The sequence below is a fragment of the Compostimonas suwonensis genome (assembly GCF_002797855.1).
In the GTDB taxonomy this organism is placed as follows: Bacteria; Actinomycetota; Actinomycetes; order Actinomycetales; family Microbacteriaceae; genus Compostimonas; species Compostimonas suwonensis.
In genome coordinates, this window is record NZ_PGFB01000003.1 from 634166 (window position 1) to 655515 (window position 21350).

General features: G+C 69.1%; 22 protein-coding genes and 1 pseudogene. 11 read left to right on the plus strand and 12 right to left on the minus strand.

Translation table 11 applies throughout. The features are described 5' to 3' along the window. Positions 1 to 72: 72 nt before the first annotated feature. The 6 genes from CLV54_RS10720 to CLV54_RS10745 form a co-directional block, all read right to left on the minus strand. Positions 73 to 948, minus strand: coding sequence for an ABC transporter ATP-binding protein (locus CLV54_RS10720; RefSeq protein WP_100344935.1), 876 nt, complete (start codon positions 946 to 948; stop codon positions 73 to 75). After that, on the minus strand, positions 945 to 1796 hold the full coding sequence (locus CLV54_RS10725; RefSeq protein ID WP_170061980.1) for a siderophore-interacting protein: 852 nt from the start codon (positions 1794 to 1796) through the stop codon (positions 945 to 947). Before CLV54_RS10725 ends, CLV54_RS10720 begins: the two co-directional genes overlap by 4 nt. After that, the gene (locus CLV54_RS10730) at positions 1793 to 2776 is read right to left on the minus strand and encodes a FecCD family ABC transporter permease (protein ID WP_170061981.1); all 984 of its coding nucleotides are present in this window, start codon (positions 2774 to 2776) and stop codon (positions 1793 to 1795) included. Before CLV54_RS10730 ends, CLV54_RS10725 begins: the two co-directional genes overlap by 4 nt. A gap of 101 nt (positions 2777 to 2877) precedes the next feature. Further along, a complete protein-coding gene (locus CLV54_RS10735; RefSeq protein WP_157802921.1) occupies positions 2878 to 3834 on the minus strand; it encodes a FecCD family ABC transporter permease in 957 nt (318 codons plus the stop codon). 109 nt (positions 3835 to 3943) lie between these two features. Beyond that, positions 3944 to 4933, minus strand: a complete 990-nt coding sequence (locus CLV54_RS10740; protein ID WP_100344939.1) for an ABC transporter substrate-binding protein — start codon at positions 4931 to 4933, stop codon at positions 3944 to 3946. Positions 4934 to 5029: 96 nt separating this feature from the next. After that, positions 5030 to 5800 (minus strand): helix-turn-helix domain-containing protein, encoded by a 771-nt coding sequence (locus CLV54_RS10745; RefSeq protein WP_100344940.1) that lies wholly within the window; start codon positions 5798 to 5800, stop codon positions 5030 to 5032. A 117-nt stretch (positions 5801 to 5917) separates the two neighbouring features. Here CLV54_RS10745 and CLV54_RS10750 point away from each other — a divergent pair, with 117 nt between their 5' ends. The 7 genes from CLV54_RS10750 to CLV54_RS10780 all read left to right on the plus strand — a co-directional run bounded on the left by CLV54_RS10750 (position 5918) and on the right by CLV54_RS10780 (position 10557). Next, complete coding sequence (locus tag CLV54_RS10750) at positions 5918 to 7147, plus strand: TadA family conjugal transfer-associated ATPase (RefSeq protein WP_100344941.1); 1230 nt, start codon at positions 5918 to 5920, stop codon at positions 7145 to 7147. Further along, positions 7144 to 8004, plus strand: a complete 861-nt coding sequence (locus tag CLV54_RS10755; protein WP_100344942.1) for a type II secretion system F family protein — start codon at positions 7144 to 7146, stop codon at positions 8002 to 8004. Before CLV54_RS10750 ends, CLV54_RS10755 begins: the two co-directional genes overlap by 4 nt. Beyond that, a complete protein-coding gene (locus CLV54_RS10760) occupies positions 8001 to 8939 on the plus strand; it encodes a type II secretion system F family protein (RefSeq protein ID WP_100344943.1) in 939 nt (312 codons plus the stop codon). Before CLV54_RS10755 ends, CLV54_RS10760 begins: the two co-directional genes overlap by 4 nt. A 111-nt stretch (positions 8940 to 9050) precedes the next feature. Further along, positions 9051 to 9245 carry a hypothetical protein gene (locus tag CLV54_RS10765; protein WP_100344944.1) on the plus strand — a complete coding sequence of 65 codons (195 nt, stop codon included), beginning with the start codon at positions 9051 to 9053 and terminating at the stop codon, positions 9243 to 9245. A gap of 10 nt (positions 9246 to 9255) precedes the next feature. Next, on the plus strand, positions 9256 to 9654 hold the full coding sequence (locus CLV54_RS10770) for a TadE/TadG family type IV pilus assembly protein (RefSeq protein WP_245861590.1): 399 nt from the start codon (positions 9256 to 9258) through the stop codon (positions 9652 to 9654). Then, a complete protein-coding gene (locus CLV54_RS10775; protein WP_100344945.1) occupies positions 9623 to 10111 on the plus strand; it encodes a hypothetical protein in 489 nt (162 codons plus the stop codon). Before CLV54_RS10770 ends, CLV54_RS10775 begins: the two co-directional genes overlap by 32 nt. Further along, positions 10108 to 10557 (plus strand): pilus assembly protein TadG-related protein, encoded by a 450-nt coding sequence (locus CLV54_RS10780; protein WP_100344946.1) that lies wholly within the window; start codon positions 10108 to 10110, stop codon positions 10555 to 10557. The genes CLV54_RS10775 and CLV54_RS10780 overlap by 4 nt, the downstream gene beginning before the upstream one ends. A 1157-nt stretch (positions 10558 to 11714) precedes the next feature. Here the strand turns inward: CLV54_RS10780 and istB are convergent. The 3 genes and pseudogenes from istB to CLV54_RS10790 all read right to left on the minus strand — a co-directional run. Continuing rightward, positions 11715 to 12434: pseudogene (gene istB / locus CLV54_RS10785) on the minus strand (IS21-like element helper ATPase IstB); the annotation flags it as partial. A gap of 117 nt (positions 12435 to 12551) precedes the next feature. Beyond that, on the minus strand, positions 12552 to 12884 hold the full coding sequence (locus CLV54_RS17515; protein WP_157802922.1) for a hypothetical protein: 333 nt from the start codon (positions 12882 to 12884) through the stop codon (positions 12552 to 12554). Between the two features lie 256 nt (positions 12885 to 13140). Continuing rightward, positions 13141 to 14409: an MFS transporter gene (locus CLV54_RS10790; RefSeq protein ID WP_100344947.1), complete on the minus strand. Its 1269-nt coding sequence runs from the start codon at positions 14407 to 14409 to the stop codon at positions 13141 to 13143. 125 nt (positions 14410 to 14534) lie between these two features. On the opposite strand from CLV54_RS10790, the gene prfB reads away from it, so the two are divergent. The 4 genes from prfB to smpB all read left to right on the plus strand — a co-directional run bounded on the left by prfB (position 14535) and on the right by smpB (position 18485). Further along, complete coding sequence (prfB, locus tag CLV54_RS10795) at positions 14535 to 15641, plus strand: peptide chain release factor 2 (protein ID WP_100345060.1); 1107 nt, start codon at positions 14535 to 14537, stop codon at positions 15639 to 15641. A gap of 114 nt (positions 15642 to 15755) precedes the next feature. Beyond that, complete coding sequence (ftsE, locus tag CLV54_RS10800) at positions 15756 to 16985, plus strand: cell division ATP-binding protein FtsE (RefSeq protein WP_100344948.1); 1230 nt, start codon at positions 15756 to 15758, stop codon at positions 16983 to 16985. Beyond that, positions 16982 to 17896, plus strand: a complete 915-nt coding sequence (gene ftsX / locus CLV54_RS10805) for a permease-like cell division protein FtsX (protein ID WP_100344949.1) — start codon at positions 16982 to 16984, stop codon at positions 17894 to 17896. Before ftsE ends, ftsX begins: the two co-directional genes overlap by 4 nt. Positions 17897 to 18008: 112 nt before the next feature. Further along, positions 18009 to 18485: an SsrA-binding protein SmpB gene (gene smpB / locus CLV54_RS10810; protein ID WP_100344950.1), complete on the plus strand. Its 477-nt coding sequence runs from the start codon at positions 18009 to 18011 to the stop codon at positions 18483 to 18485. Between the two features lie 373 nt (positions 18486 to 18858). On the opposite strand, the gene CLV54_RS10815 is transcribed toward smpB, so the two are convergent. The 3 genes from CLV54_RS10815 to CLV54_RS10825 form a co-directional block, all read right to left on the minus strand. Next, positions 18859 to 19548 carry a DUF305 domain-containing protein gene (locus CLV54_RS10815; RefSeq protein ID WP_100344951.1) on the minus strand — a complete coding sequence of 230 codons (690 nt, stop codon included), beginning with the start codon at positions 19546 to 19548 and terminating at the stop codon, positions 18859 to 18861. 10 nt (positions 19549 to 19558) lie between these two features. Further along, a complete protein-coding gene (locus tag CLV54_RS10820) occupies positions 19559 to 20260 on the minus strand; it encodes a thioredoxin-like domain-containing protein (protein ID WP_245861592.1) in 702 nt (233 codons plus the stop codon). 103 nt (positions 20261 to 20363) lie between these two features. Beyond that, positions 20364 to 21311: an oxidoreductase gene (locus CLV54_RS10825; protein ID WP_157802923.1), complete on the minus strand. Its 948-nt coding sequence runs from the start codon at positions 21309 to 21311 to the stop codon at positions 20364 to 20366. Between the last annotated feature and the right edge of the window lie 39 nt (positions 21312 to 21350).

Consider the following 21350-nt stretch of genomic DNA (forward strand, 5'->3'; position numbering starts at 1 on the left):
TGCCGGGTGAATCGTCCGGGGCGTGCGGCGAGGTCACCTGCAGTCGACGAGGGTCCCGTCATCCGTCATCCGTCATCCGTCGAACTCGCCGATCGCCGGCTCCGGCCGCATCAGCGGTACGACGAGCGGGGTGCCCGACACGGGGTCGGCGATGATCCGGCAAGGCAGATCGAAGACCGACTCGATCGTCGGGGCCGTTATGACATCCGCCGGTGTGCCCTGTGCCACGATCGCGCCATCGCGCATGGCGACGATGCGGTCGGCGTAACGCGCCGCCTGATTGAGATCGTGCAGCACCGCCACGATCGTGCGTCCCTGGCGACGGTTGATGGCCCGGAACAGGTCGAGCATCTCGAGCTGATGGGCGATGTCGAGATACGTCGTCGGCTCGTCCAGCAGCAGGGTGCGGGTGTCCTGGGCGAGAGCGAGCGCCACCCAGACCCGTTGGCGCTGGCCGCCGGAGAGCTCGTCGACCACCCGCTCGGCGAGTGCGAGCACGTCTGTCGCCGCCATCGCCCGCCGCACGGCCTCCTCGTCGGCCTTCGACCACGCGGTGAAAGGGCGACGGTGCGGGTAGCGGCCACGGGCCACGAGCTCGGCGACGCGCATTCCGTCGGGCACCACGGATGTCTGGGCGAGCACCCCGATCTCCCGGGCCAGCTCCTTGGCCCCCCGCGTGGCGATGTCGCGGCCGTCGAGCAGCACCCGGCCCGCACGCGGTTCGAGCAGCCGGGCGATCGCGCGCAGCAGTGTGGACTTGCCGCAGGCGTTGGGACCGACGATCGCCACGAACGAGCCGGCCTCGATGTCGAGGTCGAGGCCGGTGGTCACGGCTGAGCGCGCCGAGTATCCGATCGTGAGAGAACGGGCCTGGATGAGGGCCGTCGCGCCTGTGCCGCCCGCCGAGGTTCCGGTGGCAGCGGTCGTCTCCTCGCCCGGGGCGCTCACAGGCCGTGCCTCGCGAGCAGCTCCTCGGCGCGGTCGCGCTGCACCTCGGGGTCGTCGTCGGTGGCGTAGATCCGCTCGAGGCGTTGCAGGAACTCCGGCTCGAGGCTGTCGAAGCGCTCGCGCCAACGGCCGGAATCGCGCCGCCAGTAGGCCATCGTCATCCACTGCCGCGTGGGCTGCCGGAGCTCGCGCCGCACGTAGCTGCGTACAGTCCGCATATCGGCGGCCTCGCCCGAGAACCACAGGTAGCCGGGTTGATCGCGCGACGCGAGGGCCTTCGCCGCACCTGCCAGGTCGTCGCCCGGTCGCAGCCAGTCGAGGGAGTCCCCCGGTCGAAGCGACAGGTCGAGACGGTCGGCCTCGCTCTCCACGGCCACCACCACGTGCACCGGCGGCCCGCCCGGCGCCCGCTCGTCGAGCACCCGCGCTATCGCGGGAAGCGCCGTCGCGTCGCCGGCGAGACCGATCCACTGCGCCTCGGCCGGCGGGTCGTAGTGGCCGCGTGGAGCGTCGATGCCGATGATGTCGCCGGGGACGGCGCGTTGGGCCCAGCCCGACGCGGGTCCGTGGCCGTGGAGCACGAAGTCGATGTCGAGCTCACCGGCATCCGCTCGCCAGCTGCGGATCGTGTAGTAGCGCACGACCGGCGGTTGCCCGGCCTCTGCCGCGGGGATGCTGAGCGAGACGAACTCGTCGGCGCGGCCCGTGGAGACGAAGTCGGGGGCGATCTCACCGAAGGTCAGACGCGCGAGATGCGGCGAGAGCGGCGTCCGCGACATCAGGATCGCGGTGTGCAGGGGGAGGTCGTCGCCTGTGGTCTCGGTGCCGTCGGCGGTTTCAGTGGTCATGTCAGTCGTCCTCTCCGGGCGAGGGCCCACACGAGGTAGAGCCCGCCCAGGCATATGGTCACGATGCCGGTCGGCAGGATGGTGGGGGCCAGGATGCGCTGGGCCACGAGATCGCTGGCCATGAGCAGCACGGCACCGGAGACGGCGGAGGCTGTGAGCGGCACGGGGCCGGTGATCCAGAGGCGCCGGGCGATCTGCGGAGCCGCGAGGGCCACGAACGCGATGGGGCCGGCGACGGCGGTGGCGAAGGCCACGAGCACGACTCCGATGAGCATGGCGAACAGGCGCAGCCGTGACGAGCGCGCGCCGAGGCTCGTGCTCGTGTCGTCGCCGAGCTCGTGGAGGGTGAGCGCGGGATGCAGCCACGCCGTCGCCAGCGCGCAGAGCAGCAGCACCACGAGGGAGGGGGCGATCCAGAACGACTCGACCCCGTTGAGCGAGCCGGCGCCCCAGATGGCGGCGCTCAGTGCGTCGCGGTCGTCGGCGCCCGTGATCATGACGGTGTTCACGGCGTTGATCAGCGCCGTGATGCCGATGCCGGCCACGATCAGGCGGAAGCCGGCCGCACCGCGACGGATGACGAGCAGCCAGACGATCGCCGCCGTGACGAGTCCTCCGATCAGCGCGCCGATGGCGGTTGCGAAGTAGCCCGAGATGCTGCCGAGCATCACCACGAGCGCGCCCGTGAACGCGCCGGTGGAGAAGCCGAGCACGTCGGGGCTGCCGAGCGGGTTGCGTGTGATGATCTGGAACAGCGCGCCGCTCAGACCGAGTGCCGCCCCGAGCAGCGCCCCCATCACGAGGCGGGGCAGCCGCCACTCGAGCACGATGACCGAGGTGCCGCGCTCGCCGGCGCCGAAGAGTGCTGCGAGGGCCTCGCCGGGGGTGATGGCGAGTTCGCCGACGGTGAGGCCCGCGACGAGCAGGATGACGATGGCCGTGGCGGCGCCGATCCAGAGAATCGTGCGTCGGCGCGCCACCGGGCGTGCGGGGGCGAGGATCGAGCGGCGGCTGACAGCGCGACTCGCACGGGACGATCGACGGGGTCCCGGGGCACGACCGGGCCGGGCTCGAGTGACGCTCATGACGCCCTCCGCCGGAACACGACGAGCGCAACGAGCAGCGGCGCTCCGAGGATCGCGGTGACCACGCCGATCGGCACCTCGTGCGGGCGGATGACCGAGCGCGCTATCAGGTCGGCGACGAGCAGCAGGGCGGGCCCTGCGAGCAGGCTGTAGGCGAGCACCGTGCGCTGGTCGGCGCCCACGACGGCGCGTACGGCGTGCGGAACCATGAGCCCCACGAAGGCGATCGGGCCGACGGCCGCGGTGGCCGCGCCGCAGAGCACGACGATGGTCACGAGGCTCCAGCCGCGCACGGCGCGGATCCGAGAGCCGAGCGAGCTCGCCGTGTCCTCACCGAGCACGAGCACGTTGAGACCGGGGGCGAGCAGCAGTGCCACGACCACGCCGCCCGTCACGAGCGCGAGCGTCAGGCCTGACACGCCGAGGTCGCGGCCGGCGAGCGACCCGGCCTCCCAGAGGCGCATCGTGGCGTAGGCCTTGGGGTTGAGCATGCTGAGCGCCGACGTCGCGCCGGCCAGCACGGCGCCCACGGCGACGCCGCCGAGCACCAGACGCGCTGCGGATTGCGATCCGCGCGACGAGGCGCCGAGCGCCGCGACCGCGATGCTCGCCAGAGCTGCCCCCGCGAAGGCGAGCCAGAGGGTGGCCGAGTACTGGCTGATGCCGAACACCGTCATGCCCAGAGCCACTGCGAACGAGGCGCCGGCGTTGACACCCAGGATGCCGGGATCGGCGAGCGGGTTGCGGGTGAGAGCCTGCATCACGACACCCGCGACCGAGAGCGCTGCTCCGGCGGCGATGGCGAGCAGCATACGCGGGATGCGCACTCCGGTGATGACGAGGTCGCTCTCGCCGCCGGTGGGGGCGAGGAGTGCTGTGGCGACATCCGCGGGGCTGAAGACGGTGGACCCGATCATGACGCTGAGCGCGGCGAGCAGGAGCACCAGTGCCACTCCGGCCGGGATCAGCAGGGCCCCGGACACGCGCCCGGGCCGGCGGGGTCGTGTCTCCGGCGCGGCGCCGCCCCGTGGCCATGTCGGCGCCCCGCCGGAGGATTCGGCTCTAGAGGACAGCGAGAACCTTCTCCTCGACCTCGTTCAGCCACTCGGTGGCGGTCGTGTAGTCGGTGACGCTCGTGACCAGGTGGAACACGTGGTCGTTCTGGGCGACGGAGAGGCGGGTGAAGAGCTCGTTGTCCTCGATGGCCTGGACCGCCTGGTTCGGGCTGCCGTCGGCGTTCGCGAAGGTGAGGGCGACCGTCACGCCGTCGAAGATCGGCCCGAGCTGCTCGAGAGGATAGGAGCCGTAGCCGCTGTCGGCGTAGTCGGTGGGCACGCCGGGACCGTACTCGAGGCCGAGCTCGTTCACCACGAGGTTGCCGGTCGCCCCGGTCGGCTGCTGGATCGAGAACTGGCTCGCGTCGTCGCCGAGGGAGAAGTGGATCCATTCGTTGCCCGAGATGACATCGGCGTAGTCCGCCTTGATGCGATCGCGAGTGGCCTCGAACTCGGCCTTCTGCTCGTCCCACAGCTCGGATCTGCCGACGGCCGCGGCGGTGTCCTCGGTGATGGCCGACCAGTCGCCGCGCGTGTCGCCGCCCACGACCACGGTGGGCGCGATGTCGGAGAGGCGGTCGAAGGCGGCCTCGTCGAGCTCGCTGGCCTCTCCGATGATGAGATCGGGATCGGTCGCGGCGATGGCCTCGTAGTTGATCTCGCCGTAGCTGCCGATCGTGGGAATGCCCTCGACGAACTCCTGCTGGGCCGCGCTGAAGTCGCTGATCCAGCGGCCGTAGTCCTGCGCGGCGACGGGCGTGACGTCGAGCGACATCAGCTGCCACGGGGTGTCGTACGAGACCGCGGCCACGCGTTCGGGGGCGACGGGAACCTCGATCTCCCCGTAGACGGAGTCGACCGTGCGGGTCGCGGCGGCGCTACCGCCGTCGTCGGCCTCGGCGGTCGAGCTGCAGGCGGAGAGGGTGACGACGGTCAGAGCTGCGAACGCACTGGCGATGACACGGACGGCAGGACGATGCCAGGCCGGATGAGACACGGAGAACTCCTCTATTAGGTTAGGGTTACCTAATTTTTACATCTCATCTGTGGCTTCAGGGCACAATCTCTTGCGCAGAGAGGTCAAATCCTTCTTCTAATCGGCCATGACGACGGGCGTCGGCAGTTCCGTGTGGCGGGCGAAGGCCGCCGGGGTCGTCCCCGTCTGCTTGCGAAAGGCGGTCGTGAACGACGACACGGAATCGAAGCCGACCGCGTGGGCCACCCCGCGCACGCCGGCTCCCGATGCGAGCAGCTGCATGGCCGTACGATGCCGCAGCTCGGCCCGCCACCGCGAGAAGCTCATACCCGTCTCCGCCTGGAAATGCCGTGAGAAGGTGCGCAGGCCCACATTGCACTCGGCGGCCCACTGCCGTATCGAGCGTTTGTCGGAGGGATCGGCCACGAGCGCCGCCACGACATGCGTGAGCCAGGCGGTGGTGGGCTGGGGGATGTCGACGGCCACTTCGGGGCTGTGCGCCAGCACGTCGAGGGCGAAGGATTCGGCGCGGTCGCGCTCGTCGGCGGCCAGGGAGGTGGTCATCACGTGGTTCAGCACGTGGGCGAGGAGAGGCGGGGTGACGAGCACCGCCGTGCGCGTGAGGCCGCCGGGAGGGCGCGCGGCGGCGAACCAGGTGCAGTGCATCCGGTTGCCCGGCGGCACATGGACCTCGTGGACGACGCCCGCGGGGATCCACACGCTCGCACCGGGCGGCACGAGGTGGACCGCCTCCGGGGTGATGACGGTGATGCGGTCGGTGCTGGCCCAGAGCAGCTCGTGCTCATCGTGGACGTGCGGCTCCCAGCGGTCGCCGTCGCGGGCATCGCGGGCGGTGTCGATCTCGCGGGAGCGGATGCGGGAGGTCACGAGCAGGGATGGGTTCCGCGGTCGTCGGTCACCGTTCGATTCTCGCATCGTGCGAGGGCTGCGGTCATCTGTGGATAATTCGAGCGGCGTCGGCCCGCGGCATCCCAGAATGCTGGGATGGACGAGGCGCTGCGAACGATCACCGACGAGGTGCGCTCGCGCGTGCGCCGCGACGGGGTCGATCTGGGGCAGGATGCCGCGCTCGCCGGGCAGCTCGTGCGCGACGAGGTGCGGCGCTACAGCGAACGTGCCCTCGGGGGAGCCGACCCGCTCCTGGGCGACGAGCGGCGTGCAGAACGCGAGATCGTGGCGTCGCTCACGGGCTTCGGGCCGCTGCAGCCCCACCTCGACGACCCCGAGGTGGAGGAGATCTGGATCAACGCGCCGACCAGGGTCTTCGTCTCGCGCGCCGGCGTATCCGAGCTGACGACGACGGTGCTCACCGAGCGTGAGGTGCGCGATCTCGTGGAGCGGATGCTGCAGGCGTCCGGCCGTCGTGTCGACCACTCCTCGCCGTTCGTCGACGCCTCGCTGCCCGACGGCTCGCGGCTCCACGTGGTGATCCCCGACGTGACGAGGCAGTGGTCGGTCAACATCCGCAAGTTCTCCCGACGGGTGCGCGAGCTCGGGCATCTCGTCGCGATCGGCTCCCTGACCCGGCAGTCGGCGGAGTTCCTGCGCATGTGCGTGCTCGCCGGGCAGAACATCCTCGTCGCCGGTGCGACGCAGGCGGGCAAGACGACGATGCTCAACGCCCTGCTCTCGGCGTCGAGGCCGCCCGAGCGGATCGTGACGGTCGAGGAGACCTTCGAGCTCGACCTCGCGAGCCGCGATGTGGTGGCGATGCAGTGCCGCCAGCCGAGCCTCGAGGGCTCGGGCGAGATCACCCTGCGGCGGCTCATCAAGGAGGCGCTGCGGATGCGGCCCGACCGACTCGTCGTGGGCGAGGTACGCGAGGCGGAGAGCCTCGACCTGCTCATCGCCCTGAACAGCGGTCTGCCCGGGATGAGCAGCATCCACGCGAACTCGGCTCGGGAGGCGCTCGTGAAGCTCTCGACGCTGCCGCTCCTCGCCGGCCGCAACATCGACTCGGCGTTCATCGTGCCCACCGTCGCGAGCTGCGTCGACGTGGTCGTGCACTGCGAGCGCGACCGGCACGGCCGTCGCCGGGTGAGCGAGATCCTCGCGCCCAGCGGGCAGTCGAGCGGTCAGGTGATCGAGGCGAGCGCGATCTTCCAGACCCGCGATGGCGTGCTGCACGCGACGGGAGCCCACCCGATGAAACGCGACAAGTTCCGCGCGGCCGGGCTCGACCCCGCCGTGGTGCTGAACGCGGGCGCCGCATGACTCTCGTTCTCGGCTGCCTCCTGGGTGCGGGGCTGAGCCTCGTCGCTTCGCCCTTCCTGTGGCCCCGGCGGGCACGAGACACCGTGCGCCGTGCTCGGCCGAGCGCTCTGCGCGAGGCGCTGTCGCTCGCGGGTCTTCCGCGGATGCCCATCGCCCTCTTCCTGGCCCTCTCGGCTGCCGTCGGCCTGGTCGCGGCCGCGCTCGCGCAGGTGGCCCTCGCCGTTCTCGCCGTCACCGTGGCGGCTTTCGCGATCGGGGTGTTCGTTCCCACGCTCGCCGTGAACGCGCGGGCGAACAAGCGCAGGCAGCTCGGGCGCAGTCATTGGCCGGATGCCGTCGACCACCTGGTCTCGGCCGTGCGGTCGGGCATCGCGCTGCCGGAGGCCGTCGCCGCCCTCGCCCGCACGGGGCCGGAGGCCACCCGCGAGGCGTTCGCCGCCTACGAGAGGGACTACCGCGAGACGGGCAGCTTCTCGCACTCCATCGGGCTGCTCAAAGAGCGCCTCGCCGATCCGGTCGCCGACCGCATCCTCGAGACCCTGCGGATGGCACGGGAGGTCGGCGGCACCGAGCTCAGCGTCGTGCTGCGAGGCCTCGGCGTCTACCTCCGGCAGGATGCCGCGACCCGATCCGAGCTCGAGGCGAGGCAGTCGTGGGTGCACGCCGCCGCCCGTCTCGGCGTCGCGGCGCCGTGGGTCGTCCTCGTGCTGCTCGGCACCCGGCCGGAGGCCGCAGCCGCGTACAACTCCGGCGGCGGAACGGTCGTCATCGCCGTGGGGCTCGTCGTCTCCGTCGTCGCCTACCGGCTGATGCTCGCTCTCGGGAGGCTGCCGCGGGAGCGGAGGTGGTTCACGTGAGCGAGGCGCTTCCCTGGGGCATCCTGTGCGGCCTCGTTCTCGGCGTGGGCGTGTGGTCGATCGTGTCCGCTCTGCCGGGCTTCCGCAGACCACGGCTCGTCGACCGCGTGGCCCCGTTCGTGGTCGATGTCTCGGTGGGCGCCCGTGAGCACCTCGAGCGGATGCGGAGCCACCCGCTGCCTCTGCTCGGTTCGGTCGCAGCGCCGATCGTGCACGCCGTCCGCCGGTCGACGGAGAGGCTCCTGGCGGGCCAGGCCACGGTCGCCCGCCTGCTCGCGCAGGCCGGGTCGCCGCTCACGGTGGAGGCCCACCGGAACCGGCAGCTCGTCTGGGCGGGCGGGGGACTGCTCGCCGGCGTGGTGCTCGTGGTCGCGGCATCCGCCTCGGTGGGATCGCATCCTCTCGCCGGGGTGCTCGTTCCCGTGGTGGCGACGGTGATGGCGTTCACGGCCTGCGACCACCTGTTGCGGAGGCGGGCGACGAGGCGGCTGGGTCGCATCCGGGAGGAGTTCCCCACCGTGCTCGAGATGATCACGCTGAGCCTCTCGGCCGGGGAGGGGATCTTCGACGCGATCAGGCGGGTGTCCGCCGCCTCCGGGGGTGAGCTCGCGCGCGAGTTCCGTGCGGTCGTCGCGGCCGTGCACGCCGGCGTGCCGCTGAGCGACGCGCTTGTCGACCTCGAGCATCGCCTCGGGCTTCCTGTCGTCACCCGGTGCGTCGAACAGCTCGTCGCTGCACTCGAGCGCGGCTCGCCGCTCGTCGACGTGCTGCGTGCGCAGGTGGGCGACGCGCGCGAGCAGGCCAAGCGCGAGCTGCTCGAGCTCGCGGGCACCAAGGAGGTGGCCATGATGATCCCGCTCGTCTTCCTGATCCTGCCGCAGACCGTGCTGTTCGCGCTGCTTCCCGGGGTGCTCGTGTTCCAGACCGGATTCTGACCCGCATTCCCGACCGAGCCATCGACCGACCACCGAGACACCGATCACCGAGACACCGACCAACCAACCGACCGACCGACCGACCAACCAACCAACCGAAGAGAGGCCTCGATGTCCACCTCGACCGTCACCACCCGTGTGCGCCGCACCCTCCGCCGAGCCCTGTCCGACGATCGCGGTGACGTGCCCGGCTGGGTGCTCATCAGTCTGATGACCGCGGGCCTCGTGGTGATCATCTGGGCGCTCGCCGGCCCCGCGCTCAGCGGCGTCTTCGAGCAGGCCATCGACCGGGTCACCAGTTTCTGAGCCGGCCGCCGTGCCCGCCCGCGCAGTGCGCTCCGACGAGGGCTCGGCCGTCGCCGAGTTCGTGATGGTCGGCGCCCTGCTGACGCTGCTCGTGCTCGCCGTGCTGCAACTGGCGTTCGCGCTGCACGTGCGCAACACGATCCTGGATGCCGCGGCCGAAGGCGCACGTCACGCAGCCCTCCTGGGTTCCGATCTGGCGGCCGGCGAGGCTCGCACCCGTGACCTCGTCGCGACGGCGCTCAGCCCGGGTTACGCGCGCGACATCACCGCGAGTCTCACGGAGGAGGCGGGCATCCCGAGTGTGCGGATGCGAGTGGTGGCGCCCCTCCCGCTGCTCGGTTTCGTGGGCATCGACGAGGGGCTGGAGGTGACCGGGCGTGCCGCGCGCGAGACGCTGGTGGGCGGGTAGCCGGCAACGGCGCCGGGATGCCGCGGACGACGACGGCTCGGCATCCCTCGAGTTCCTGGGTGCCGGCGTGCTTCTGCTCGTGCCGCTCGTCTACCTCGTGCTGGCCGTCTCCGCCGTGCAGTCCGCGGCCTTGACGACGGAGGGCGTGGCCCGTCAGGCCGCGCGCCTTTACGCGCTCTCGGGTTCGGAAGCGCAAGCCCGCTCGGCGATCGAGCGCGCCGTCGCGGTGGGGTTCGCCGACGTGGGCGTCGATCCGGCTCAGGCGCGCGTGGAGGTGCTGTGCTCACCCGACCCGCAGCGCTGCCTCACGCGGGCGGGCCGCATCACGGTGACCGTGAGCGTGCAGGTGCCGCTCCCGCTGCTTCCGCCGGCCCTGCCGCTCGACATCCCGTCGAGTGTTCCGGTCGGGGCGTCGGCGACGCAGCCGGTGTCGCGGTTCGCGGTGATCGAGCAGTGACCGCGCGCAGACGCCACTTCGCGCCCGACGGGGAGGAGGGCTCGACGCTCCCGCTCGTGATCGCGTTCACGGCACTGTGCATCGCCGTCATCCTCGCCGTGACCGCCGCGACCTCGCTCTACCTCGAACGCAAACGGCTTTTCACGCTGGCCGACGGGGCTGCGCTCGCCGCGGCGGAGTCCTTCGGCCTCGACGATGTGCGGACCGGCGGCGCAGGAGTGCTCGTGCAGTTGCGGTCCGATGAGGTGGCGCGCGTGGCATCCGAGTTCGTCGCATTGCAAGACTCGGCGGTCGAGGGGCTCACCATCGTAAGAGCGGAGACGGTCGACGGCCGCAGCGCGACCGTCGAGCTCGCCGCACTGTGGCGCCCGCCGGTCGTGTCGATCTTCTTGCCCGAGGGCGTTCCGCTGAGTGCGACCTCGGTCGCGCGCGCGGTGTTCTGGTGACCGCTCTGACCGCCCTGAGCGCCCTCAGCGCGCCGGCCGCGGCTTGCGCGGCAGGTACCGCGGGCCGTAGCGGGCGAAGAGTGCGATGCCCACGATGCCGACGGCGCCCACGACGCTGCTCGCGAGAGCGATCGAGGCGAGGGCCGTGATGGTCGAGATGGCCAGCGGTGCGATCGCGCCGCCCGCATCGCCGATGAACCGCCAGGCGCCCAGGAACGGCTGCGCCCACCGTTCAGAGTCATGGTCTTGACACTCGCGCTGAAGACGATATTGCTCTTGTCCCCATTCGTGCCCACGGTCTTGTATCCGAGTTCGCCGCCCAACAGCGGACGAGTGGTGCAATCACTGCCGAGATATCTGGGTGTTTGTGGTGACCTGACCTTCGAATCGGTGACCCGGTCGAACTGACCGGGTCACCGATTCGAAAACTAGACCAACATGCTCAACGGTTGTTCTTATCGTGCGATGTTGACAATGGTGCCATTTCCAGGTTTCTGGTTGGTTTCGGCAGCTGCCGAACCTGTATTTAACGTAGCATTGTGATAATTATTAGACCAGTAGCTATATTTTTATTTTGCTGTATCCTTTCCGAGTGCGGATAAGGTAATAGGAGGTCGCGGACTACCGTTGCTCTGTCTCTGCGAGTTGATGGCAGTAGTGGCTCGTGGAGTTGCGGTCTGAAGAGGTCGCTCACACGGCATCCTCGTTCATCGCATCGTGACAGTCATCTGGTGGGGAGCTTGCGGTTGCAGGGGAGGGCGTCGACGGGCGCAGCGCCTCGTGGAGTTCGCCGCATCGCGGTGTCTTGCAGCCGTGTCGATTTTTCCTGCTCAACAGGGTTCCGCTCCATGCCATCTCATTCACTCGCTCGGTGTTCTGGTGACCGAGCGAGAGTGCTCGGACGGGAGTTCGACCAGCCGATCGATGAGGTGGCGAACGAAGAGTTCTGTCAGCTCGTTCGTGCGCAGGCTCGAGATCTTGCTTGGATTCAGCCCCGTGGCACACCTTTGCGTTGAGTAATACTGCGATGTCGTCGGCCGAGGGCCCGCGAGTGCGAGCGATATGCCCGGTCAGCAGCATTCGCATGACTGCTGTGTCGGCGGTGGTCGAATACTGGACACTTTCGGCGGGTGAAAAGTGGACGTTTTGTGGGCAGTCTAGTTCGAGGCCTCGTCGGTCGTGGTTCTGATGCTGGGGAGGCTGTCGATGCCGCGTCCGCGGAGCCGATAGCTGGCGCCCTTCAGCGTGAGCACGTCGGCGTGATGAACGATCCGGTCGATCATCGCGGCCGCGACGGCCTGGTCGCCGAACACCCCGCCCCAGCCTGAGAAGGGCAGGTTCGAGGTGAGCACGAGCGAGGCGTGTTCATAGCGAGATGACACGAGCTGGAAGAACAGGTTCGCGGCGTCTTGCTCGAACGGGAGGTAGCCGACCTCGTCGACGATGATCAGCCCGTAACGACGCAACCGGGCAAGTTCCTGCGGGAGCCGGCCTTGTTGGTGGGCGTCAGTGAGGTGGGTGACCCAGTCGGTCGCGGTAGCGAATAACACCCTGTGTCCGTGCCGGGCGGCGACGATCCCGAGCGCGGTTGCGAGGTGGGTTTTCCCGGTGCCGGGTGGGCCGAGGAGCACGACGTTGCGTGCTTCGGTGAGGAACTCTCCCGACGCGAGGGAGCCGAGTTGTTGCCGGGCGGCGGGTTGGGCGTCCCAGTCGAAGTCCTCGAGCATCTTCCGGGCCGGGAATCCGGCTGCTCGGATGCGGAGTTCAGCACCGGACGCGTTCCGGGCGGAGACCTCCCGTTCGAGAACGGCGGCGAGGTAGTCCTCGTGGGTCCAGCCCGCGTCACGGGCCTGGTCGGCGAGTCGGGCGGCCGCTTCGGTCTAAATGAAAACCGCCGGAAACACCGTTACCGAGATAGTCCCGAGCAATATGGCAAGAACTGAGGTGTGCTGCGTGTGCGACGACGGTTGCGCGACGGGTGCTTCTTGAGTTGCCTATGCGGGCATGAGCATCCAGGTGATGAGTGCGTTTACCGGGGGAGTGGGTGTCAGGGTTGCCGAGAGCAGTGTGCCGTCATCGGCAAAATAGCCGGTCGCTGGTTCATTCCCGTTCCAGATCGCTTCCGCTTCTGCGGGGTCCTGAGTCGTTGCCAACTGGATGAGGGTGCTTTCGAGTGTCTGTTCTGGTGAGGTTGAAGCGGTCACCTGGCTCGGTGTGATCTCCGCAATGGAGTTGTCTGAGGCTTGGGCGCCGGTGGCGGTGGCGGTCGCCAAGATGAGAGCAAGTCCAGCGAGTACGCCAGCGGTGCCTCGGATAGTTCGTTTCATGAGGAGCCCTTCTTGGATACTGAATTCGTCAACATAGCCTCCTTGCAATTATTAGACATTAGTTTCTTTTTTTACTGGGAGAACCCCTAATCTCGAGCCGGGAGCCGAGGCTACGGTGCAAAGCTGTCGCGCGGGTGGCGTTGTTCATCGTTTCACTCCGCTCGGCCTTCGAAGGTCTTACGATCCTTTTAGGCGGGTTCCACTGCACGCCGAGTCGGTCGCGCACTCGATGTTCTGGGGATTCGGTGCTCCGCCCTCAGCGCGCCGGCCGCGGCTTGCGCGGCAGGTACCGCGGGCCGTAGCGGGCGAAGAGCGCGATGCCCACGATGCCGACGGCGCCCACGACGCTGCTCGCGAGAGCGATCGAGGCGAGGGCCGTGATGGTCGAGATGGCCAGCGGTGCGATGGCGCCGCCCGCATCGCCGATGAACCGCCAGGCGCCCAGGAACGGTGCCGGGTCACCTTTCGGGGCGAGGTCGGCGCCCGAGGTCATCACGAGCCCGCTGCCGATGCCGTTCGCCGCGGCGAGCACGATCGCGATGACGATGAACCAGGTGACCGAGTCGGGCAGGTCGTGGCTGAGGGAGAGCACGAAGAAGCCGAGCGACATGCCGGCGAGCGAGGGGATGGCGCTCCACATCCTGCCCCAGCGGTCCATGATCTGGCCGCTCGTGTAGAAGAGGCCGAAGTCGACGGCCGCCGCGATGCCCACGATGAGCGCCGTGTTGGCCTCGTTGATGCCGATGCTCACGGCCCACAGCGGCATCATGACCGTGCGGGCGGAGCGGAGCGCGGCGACGACGGCCACGGCGCTGCCCATCCGCACGAGCACACCACCGTACGTACGGATCGTCTGGAAGAGCCCCTCCGACTCCTCGGCGGCGAGCTCCTCGCCCTCCGTGCGCAGCTCCCCGGCGCGGTCGGCGACCATCCGCGGCTTGCCGAACGTCGCCGCGGGGTCGGGCAGCACGAGCAGGATGACGGCGCAGCCGAGGCACGAGGTCACCATGACCCAGAACACCGACTGCGTGCTGCCGGTGAGGTGGATGATCCCGGCCGCGACGAAGGGGCCGATGAACCATCCGGCGCGGAAGACGCCGCCGAGGGTCGACAGGGCACGGGCCCGGAAGTGCTCCGGCACGAAGCTCGTCATAAAGGCATGACGGGCGAGACCGAACACGGCGGTCGAGATGCCGATGAAGAAGATGCCGATCGCGAAAACCCACGGGTTCGGGGCCGCGATGCAGACGACGACGGCCACGATCGAGAGCAGAGCCGCCCAGATCATGGCCGTGCGCTCGCCGATGCGGCTCACCACCCATCCGCTCGGGATGTCGCCGGCGAGCTCGCCGAGCATGATCATCGCCGCGATGAAGCCGGCCAGGGCGAGGGAGGCGCCGAGGTTGCTCGCGACCGCCGGGATGATCGGGATGATCGTGCCCTCGCCGATCGAGAAGAGGAGCGTGGGCAGCAGCGCGGGTAGAGCTATCGAGCGGAAGCTGAAGCCGCGCTCGTTCTCTGACATACCTTTCCGATCGTACTCCCGCCTCCCCGCGTACGATGCGCACGCCGTCGCCTCGCCTGCACGACGTGCACGACCCGGCCGACCCCGTCGCCGCCATAGGCGCGGCCGGGTAGGCTATGGGGACGATGATGGACCTGGATTTCTCTGAACAGATCGCTGCCCTCCGCTCGACCTTCAACGACATTCGCTCCGTCATCGATGTCGACCGGCTCCGGGCCGAGATCGCCTCGCTCAACGAGCAGGCGACTGCACCCGACCTGTGGGACGACACCGAGAAGGCGCAGAAGGTCACGAGCGCGCTCAGCCACCGCCAGTCGGAGCTCGCGCGCATCACGAGCATCGAGTCCCGTCTCGACGACCTCGAGGTGCTCATCGAGCTCGCGATCGAGGGCGACGACCAGCAGTCCGCCGACGAGGCCCTCGTCGAGCTGCAGGGCTTGCAGAAGGTGCTCGGCGAGCTCGAGGTGCAGACCCTGCTCGACGGCGAGTACGACAACCGGCCCGCCGTCATCACGATCCGTGCCGGCGCGGGCGGAGTGGATGCCGCGGACTTCGCCGACATGCTCTTCCGCATGTACCTGCGCTGGGCCGAGAAGCACAAGTACCCCGTCACCGTCATGGACACGAGCTACGCGGAGGAGGCCGGCATCAAATCGGCCACCTTCGAGATCGACGCCCCCTACGCCTTCGGCACGCTCAGCGTCGAGGCCGGCACACACCGCCTCGTGCGGATGTCGCCCTTCGGCGCCGCGGGCAAACGCCAGACCAGCTTCGCAGCGGTCGAGGTCATCCCTCTGATGGAGGAGGCGGCGACCATCGAGATCCCGGACAACGACATCCGGGTCGACGTCTTCCGCTCGTCGGGCCCCGGCGGCCAGTCGGTCAACACGACCGACTCGGCGGTGCGCCTCACCCACCTCCCGACCGGGACGGTCGTCTCGATGCAGAATGAGAAGAGCCAGATCCAGAACCGCGCCGCCGCGATGCGCGTGCTCCAGTCCCGCCTGCTCATCTTGCAGCGCGAGCAGGAGGCGGCCACCAAGAAAGAGCTCGCGGGCACCATCACGGCGAGCTGGGGCGACCAGATGCGCAGCTACGTGCTCGCGCCGTACCAGATGGTCAAAGACCTGCGCACCGACTACGAGGTCAACAACCCGAGCAACGTCTTCGACGGCGATCTCGACGGCTTCATCGCCGCCGGCATCCGCTGGCGCAAGAGCCACAAGGACTAGCCGGCGCATCCCGCGCTCCCGAGCGGGCGACGGATGCCGCGAAGCTGAACGCTTGACACGCTGCGGTATGTCGCTGCGGCGAAATCACGGAAGGCTGCTTAAGCTCTACTCGTCATGATCCGCTTTGATCACATCACCAAGCAGTATCCGGGCACCAATCGGCCCGCCCTCAACGACGTCACGCTCGAAATCCTGCGCGGTGAGTTCGTCTTTCTGGTCGGAGCCTCCGGTTCCGGCAAATCGAGCTGCCTGCGGCTCGTGCTGAAGGAGGAGAAGCCGACGCGCGGGAGCATTCACGTGCTCGGGCAGGACCTCGGCTCGATCTCGAGCCGCAAGGTCCCCTACTTCCGGCGCAACCTCGGCGTCGTCTTCCAGGACTTCCGGCTGCTCACCAACAAGAGCGTCTACGACAACGTCGCCTTCACCCTGCAGGTGATCGGCAAGTCGAAGGGCTTCATCCAGGAGGCCGTGCCCGACGTGCTCAAGATGGTGGGACTCGCCGGCAAGGCGTCGCGTATGCCCAACGAGCTCTCCGGTGGCGAGCAGCAGCGCGTCGCCATCGCCCGCGCTGTCGTCAACAAGCCCGCCTTGCTGCTGGCCGACGAGCCCACGGGCAACCTCGACCCGGCCACGAGCGCGGGCATCATGGCGCTCCTCGAGCGCATCAACGCGGCCGGCACCACGGTGCTCATGGCCACCCACGAGGCCGGCATCGTCGACCAGATGCAGCGTCGCGTGGTCGAGCTCGTCGGAGGCCAGATCGTCCGCGACGAGCGCCACGGCGGCTACGGCTTTACCGCGGCGATCCCGACCCAGGCGCCCGCCCGGGGCAGCGGGCCCGTCGACATCGTCGAAGACCCCGACTTCGAGACGGTCATGGTGAAGCAACGTGCCGCCGTCGTCGAGGCGGAGGCGCGTCAGACCCGTCTCGCGGCCGCAGAGGAGTCGCTCGCGGCTCAGGAGGCCGCAGCCGCTCCGTCCGTGCCCCCCGCCCCGCAGCGCCCCGCGCCGGCCCCGCTGCCGACCGTCGAGCGCCCCGCCCAGCGCCCGGAGCGCCCCGACACCGCGCCCGTCGAACAGCAGCGCTTCGTTCCCGCGCCTCCTCCGCAGCCGACGCCTCCGCCGGCTCCCACGATGCCGGTGCAGCGCCCCATCCTGCCGCCGCCCGCGGCCCCGCTGGCCGCCCCGCCCCCTCCCGCAGCGCCGCCGTCGACGCAGAGCATCCCGGTCGTGGACGACGAAGACGTCCCCGAGCAGCTGTCGCTCGCCGAGAAGCTCGGCCTGCGCGCCCCCGGCGAGAACCATGACCAGACCGGCGAGCAGAACGTGGGACCGACCCGATGAGATTCGCCCTGATCTGGTCGGAGGTTGCGAGCGGCCTCCGGCGCAACGCCTCGATGGTCGTCTCCGTCATCCTCGTGACCTTCATCTCCCTCACCTTCGTGGGTGCCGCCGTGCTGCTGCAGATGCAGATCGGCCAGATGAAGAGCTACTGGTACGACCGCGCGCAGGTCGCCATCTACATGTGCACCGACTTCTCCTCGCCCGACGCCTGCCCGGGCGGCGAGGCGACCCAGGAGCAGATCGACGGCGTGAAGGCGGAGCTCGATTCATCCACTCTCTCGCCGTTCATCGACGAGTACTTCTTCGAAGACCGCGACGCCGCGTTCGCGAACTTCCAGGACCAGTTCAAGGGCAACCCGGTCGCCGAGTCGGTGACCCCGGATTACCTCAATCAGACCTACTGGGTGAACCTCGTCGACCCCTCGCAGTCCGATGTGCTAATCGAGAGCCTCACGGGCATAGCCGGGGTCGAGGGCGTGACCGACCAGCGCAGCTACCTCGACCAGATCTTCTCGGTGCTCAACGCCGCCAGCTACACGGCGATCGGCATCGCGGCGCTGATGCTCGTGGCGGCCGTGCTGCTCATCGCCACGACGATCCGGCTCTCGGCGTTCTCGCGCAGGCGGGAGCTCGGGATCATGCGCCTGGTGGGAGCCTCGAACCGGTTCATCCAGACCCCGTTCATCCTCGAGGGCGTCTTCGCGGCGCTCATCGGCTCGATCCTGGCCGGCGGCGCGGTGGTGGCCATCGTGCACTTCTTCGTGCAGAACTACCTCGCCAAGAACCTGCAGTTCACCTCGTTCGTGGGCATCGACGACGCCCTCGTGGTCGTTCCGATCCTGCTGGTCGTGGGTGTGGTGCTCGCGGCGCTCTCGGCGAACTTCGCGATCACGCGCTACCTGAAGGTCTAGTCGGCGGCTTCGGCTGTCGGAGATCGAACTCCGGATGACGCGGCGGCACGATAGACTAGTGGGCTGCCTGGGCAACCGCCCGGGCAGGCATCCGTTGATCGAGGAGTGAATCGTGCCCAGGGAACGTGGTCAAAAGGTTGTGGCCACCAATCGCAAGGCGCGCCACGACTACCTCATCGAGGACACCTTCGAGGCGGGTCTCGTGCTGTACGGCACCGAGGTGAAGGCCCTCCGTGCCGGCCGGGCCTCGCTCGTCGACGGCTACGGTTTCGTCGAGAACGGCGAAGCCTGGCTGGATGCTGTGCACATCCCCGAGTACAGCCAGGGCACCTGGAACAACCACGCCCCGCGCCGCAAGCGCAAGATGCTCCTGCACAAGGCGCAGATCCTCAAGATCCACAACAAGATCAAAGAAGGCGGATACACGCTCATCCCGCTGTCGCTCTACTTCAGCGACGGCAACGCGAAGGTCGAGCTCGCGATCGCCAAGGGCAAGCGCGAATACGACAAGCGCCAGACGCTGCGCGAGCGCCAGGACCGGCGCGAGGCCGACCGCGCGATGTCGAGCCGCCGCCACCTGGGCGAGTAGCGCCCCATCACCCGCCGCCCCGGGATCCCGAGTGGCGCCGAATGCTCTCTTCACTTGCGCCATTTGGCTGCTATGGCCGGCTTATAAGGGTTCGATGGCGTAACTGGACGGGCGAGGAATCCTCACATGATCCCGGATGGATGAGGCGTGGATGCCGGGACGTCCCAGCACTCACTGCTCGGCATCCGCGGCGCCGCGGCATCCGCGGTTTCGGCGACGCGGCCAACCTGCCGGACGACTTGCGCCACATCGTCCATCGACGCACGCCAAAAGACCCTGAGGGGCGACCGAGATCGGCCAAATGGTGCAAATCGGAGAACGGGGAAGGGAAAGGAGGGGGGAGGAGAAAGGGGAGGGACGCGGGAGAGGGGGGTCAGGCGGCGGGCAGCTCGTCGAGCATCGACTGCATGAGCTCGATCTCGGAGCTCTGGCTCGTGATGACGCCCTTGGCGAAGGTCACGACCGAGGTGTTGGTGCTGCGGTCGACGGCGGCCTCGGCCATCTCGATGGCGCCCTCGTGGTGCGCGATCATCAGCTGCAGGAAGATCCTCTGAGCCTCGACGCCCGTGGCGGCCGTGAGTCGGGCGATGTCCTCGCTCGATGCCAGGCCGGGCATGGGCGCGCCGGGCTCGTGGGCGGAGTCGCCGCTGTGCTCGTGGGTCTCGCCGCCGTCGAGGGGCGGCCGGGTCATCCAGGTCATCGACGGCTCGCCGGGCGCCTGAGGGAGGCCCCACTGCGTGAGCCAGCCGTAGAGCTGGCCGGACTGCTGGGCCTGGGTCGTCGCGATGTCGTAGGCGAGCAGGCGGGTGGCCTCGTCGTCGGTGCGGTCGCGCACGAGCAGCGCGAGCTCGACCCCCTGGTTGTGGTGGGTCTGCATGTCGCGAGCGAAGCCGGCCTCGGCGCTCGTGGTCGTGGGCGTCGGCTCGTCGAGGGTGCTCAGCCGTCCGACCGCGAAGGCGAGCACGGCGACGACCACGATCGCGACGGCGCCCACGACGATCACCGGCAGCAGCCGACGCCGTGGGGCGAGGGTCGTCTCGCTCACCTCGTCGGGGTCAGTCATGGATGAGGGCTCAGTCGACGCGGCCGGGTGCTTCGAAGGCTCCCGTGCAGGGCGCGCCGGGCTCGGGCGCCTTCTCGCTCTTCCAGTACTCCTCGAAGAACTGCGCGAAGCGCGGGTCGTCGACGCTGTCGAGCTGCAGCTGCGCGTTCCACGCGCTCAGCACGATCGGCGAGGGCAGGCCGTCGAACGGCGAGAGCACCTCGTAGGTCGACGGCATCTTGGCCCGGATCGCGTCGACGGTCTCCGCGTCGAGGCTCGGATCGTAGGTCACCCAGACGGCGCCGTGCTCGAGGGCGTGCACGGCGTTCTCGTTGGGCACCGGCTGGTCGTAGATGCCGCAGTTGAGCCACGCGGCGTTGTGCTCTCCACCGGCGGGCGGGATCTGCGCGTAGTCGACCGTGCCCTCGACGTGACCGGCGGTGTTCTCGAAGGTCTCGACGCCCTCGATCGTGAGACCGTCGCTGCCGGCCTCGTAGCTCGCCGACGGCTTGGGCGCGGTGACGATGATCGATGTCACGACGAAGGCGGCCACGGCGACGACCGCGACGCTTCCCGTGATCCAGGCGATCCGACGGTTGCGACGACGCTGCGCTTCCTTCTTCTTGAAGGCCTCGACCTTGGCGGCCCGCTGCTCTGCGCGCTGCTGCTTGACGGTCGACTGCTTGACCTGGGGCGGAACCGCAGGCTCGTCGCTCTGTCGGGGTGGGGTCATCGTGGGCCTCATCTCTCGGCTGTTGTCTCAAGAAAAACTACAGGGTGACGCCTCACCATTTGCTGTGGAGTTCCATCCACAGACTTTTCACAGCATGGGTGTCTCAGGCCGCCGTCGATCGGGGGATGTCGATTGCCCGGTCGAGCAGCCTTTCCGTCGCCCTCCACAGTCGGGCCGCCGTCTCCGGGTCGCGCGCGTGGGGCTTCGTCGTGACGAGGGCCGGCGCGCCGCGCAACTGCTCCCAGCCGCCCGGACCCCAGTAGTCGCCGCCGGCTGCGGCGGGGTCGGTCATCGCGCGCGCGACCGGCCAGGCGCCGGCATCCTTGCCCTGGGCGAAGCCGCCGAGCGCGGTTCGGATGACGGGGTTGGGCCGCTCCGGGACGACACCGGCGCGGGCGGGGGAGAGCTCGTCGACCGAGTACCCGGGATGCGCCACGAGGCTGCGGATGCCGGAGCCCGCCTCTCGCAGGCGCCGGTCGAGCTCGAAGGCGAAGAGCATGACCGCGAGCTTCGAGCGGCAGTAGCTGCGGAAGCTACGGTACTTCTCGCTCTGCAGGTCGGCGAAGTCGAGGCGCTCGAAGCGGTGGGCGATGCTGCCGAGGTGCACGATGCGCGAGTCCGGAGTGGCCGCGAGGGTCGGCAGCAGCTCGGCGATGAGCGCCGCGTGGCCGAGATGGTTGGTGCCGAACATGAGCTCGAAGCCGTCCGCCGTCTCGCCCCGTGTGCGGGCGCCCAGAATGCCGGCGTTGGCGACGAGGCCGTCGATCGCCTCGGCGCGCAGCTCTTCGGCCGCGGGAGGCACCGTCGAGAGGTCGGCGAGGTCGAGGCGCACGAACGAGACGCGAGCGCCGGGAACGGCGGCGCGGATCGCCTCGAGGGCGAGCTGCGCCTTCTGCGGGCTGCGAGAGGCGAGAACCACGGATGCCCCGGCCGCCGCCAACTGCTCGGCTGCGAAGTAGCCCAGCCCCGCGTTCCCTCCCGTCACGACGAACCGCTTGCCGGTCTGGTCGGGCAGGGCGGCAGGGTTCCAGGTGTCGTGCGAGGGGAGCATGAGGAACACTCTAGAGGCTCGAAATGTTGTAAGCTGGTG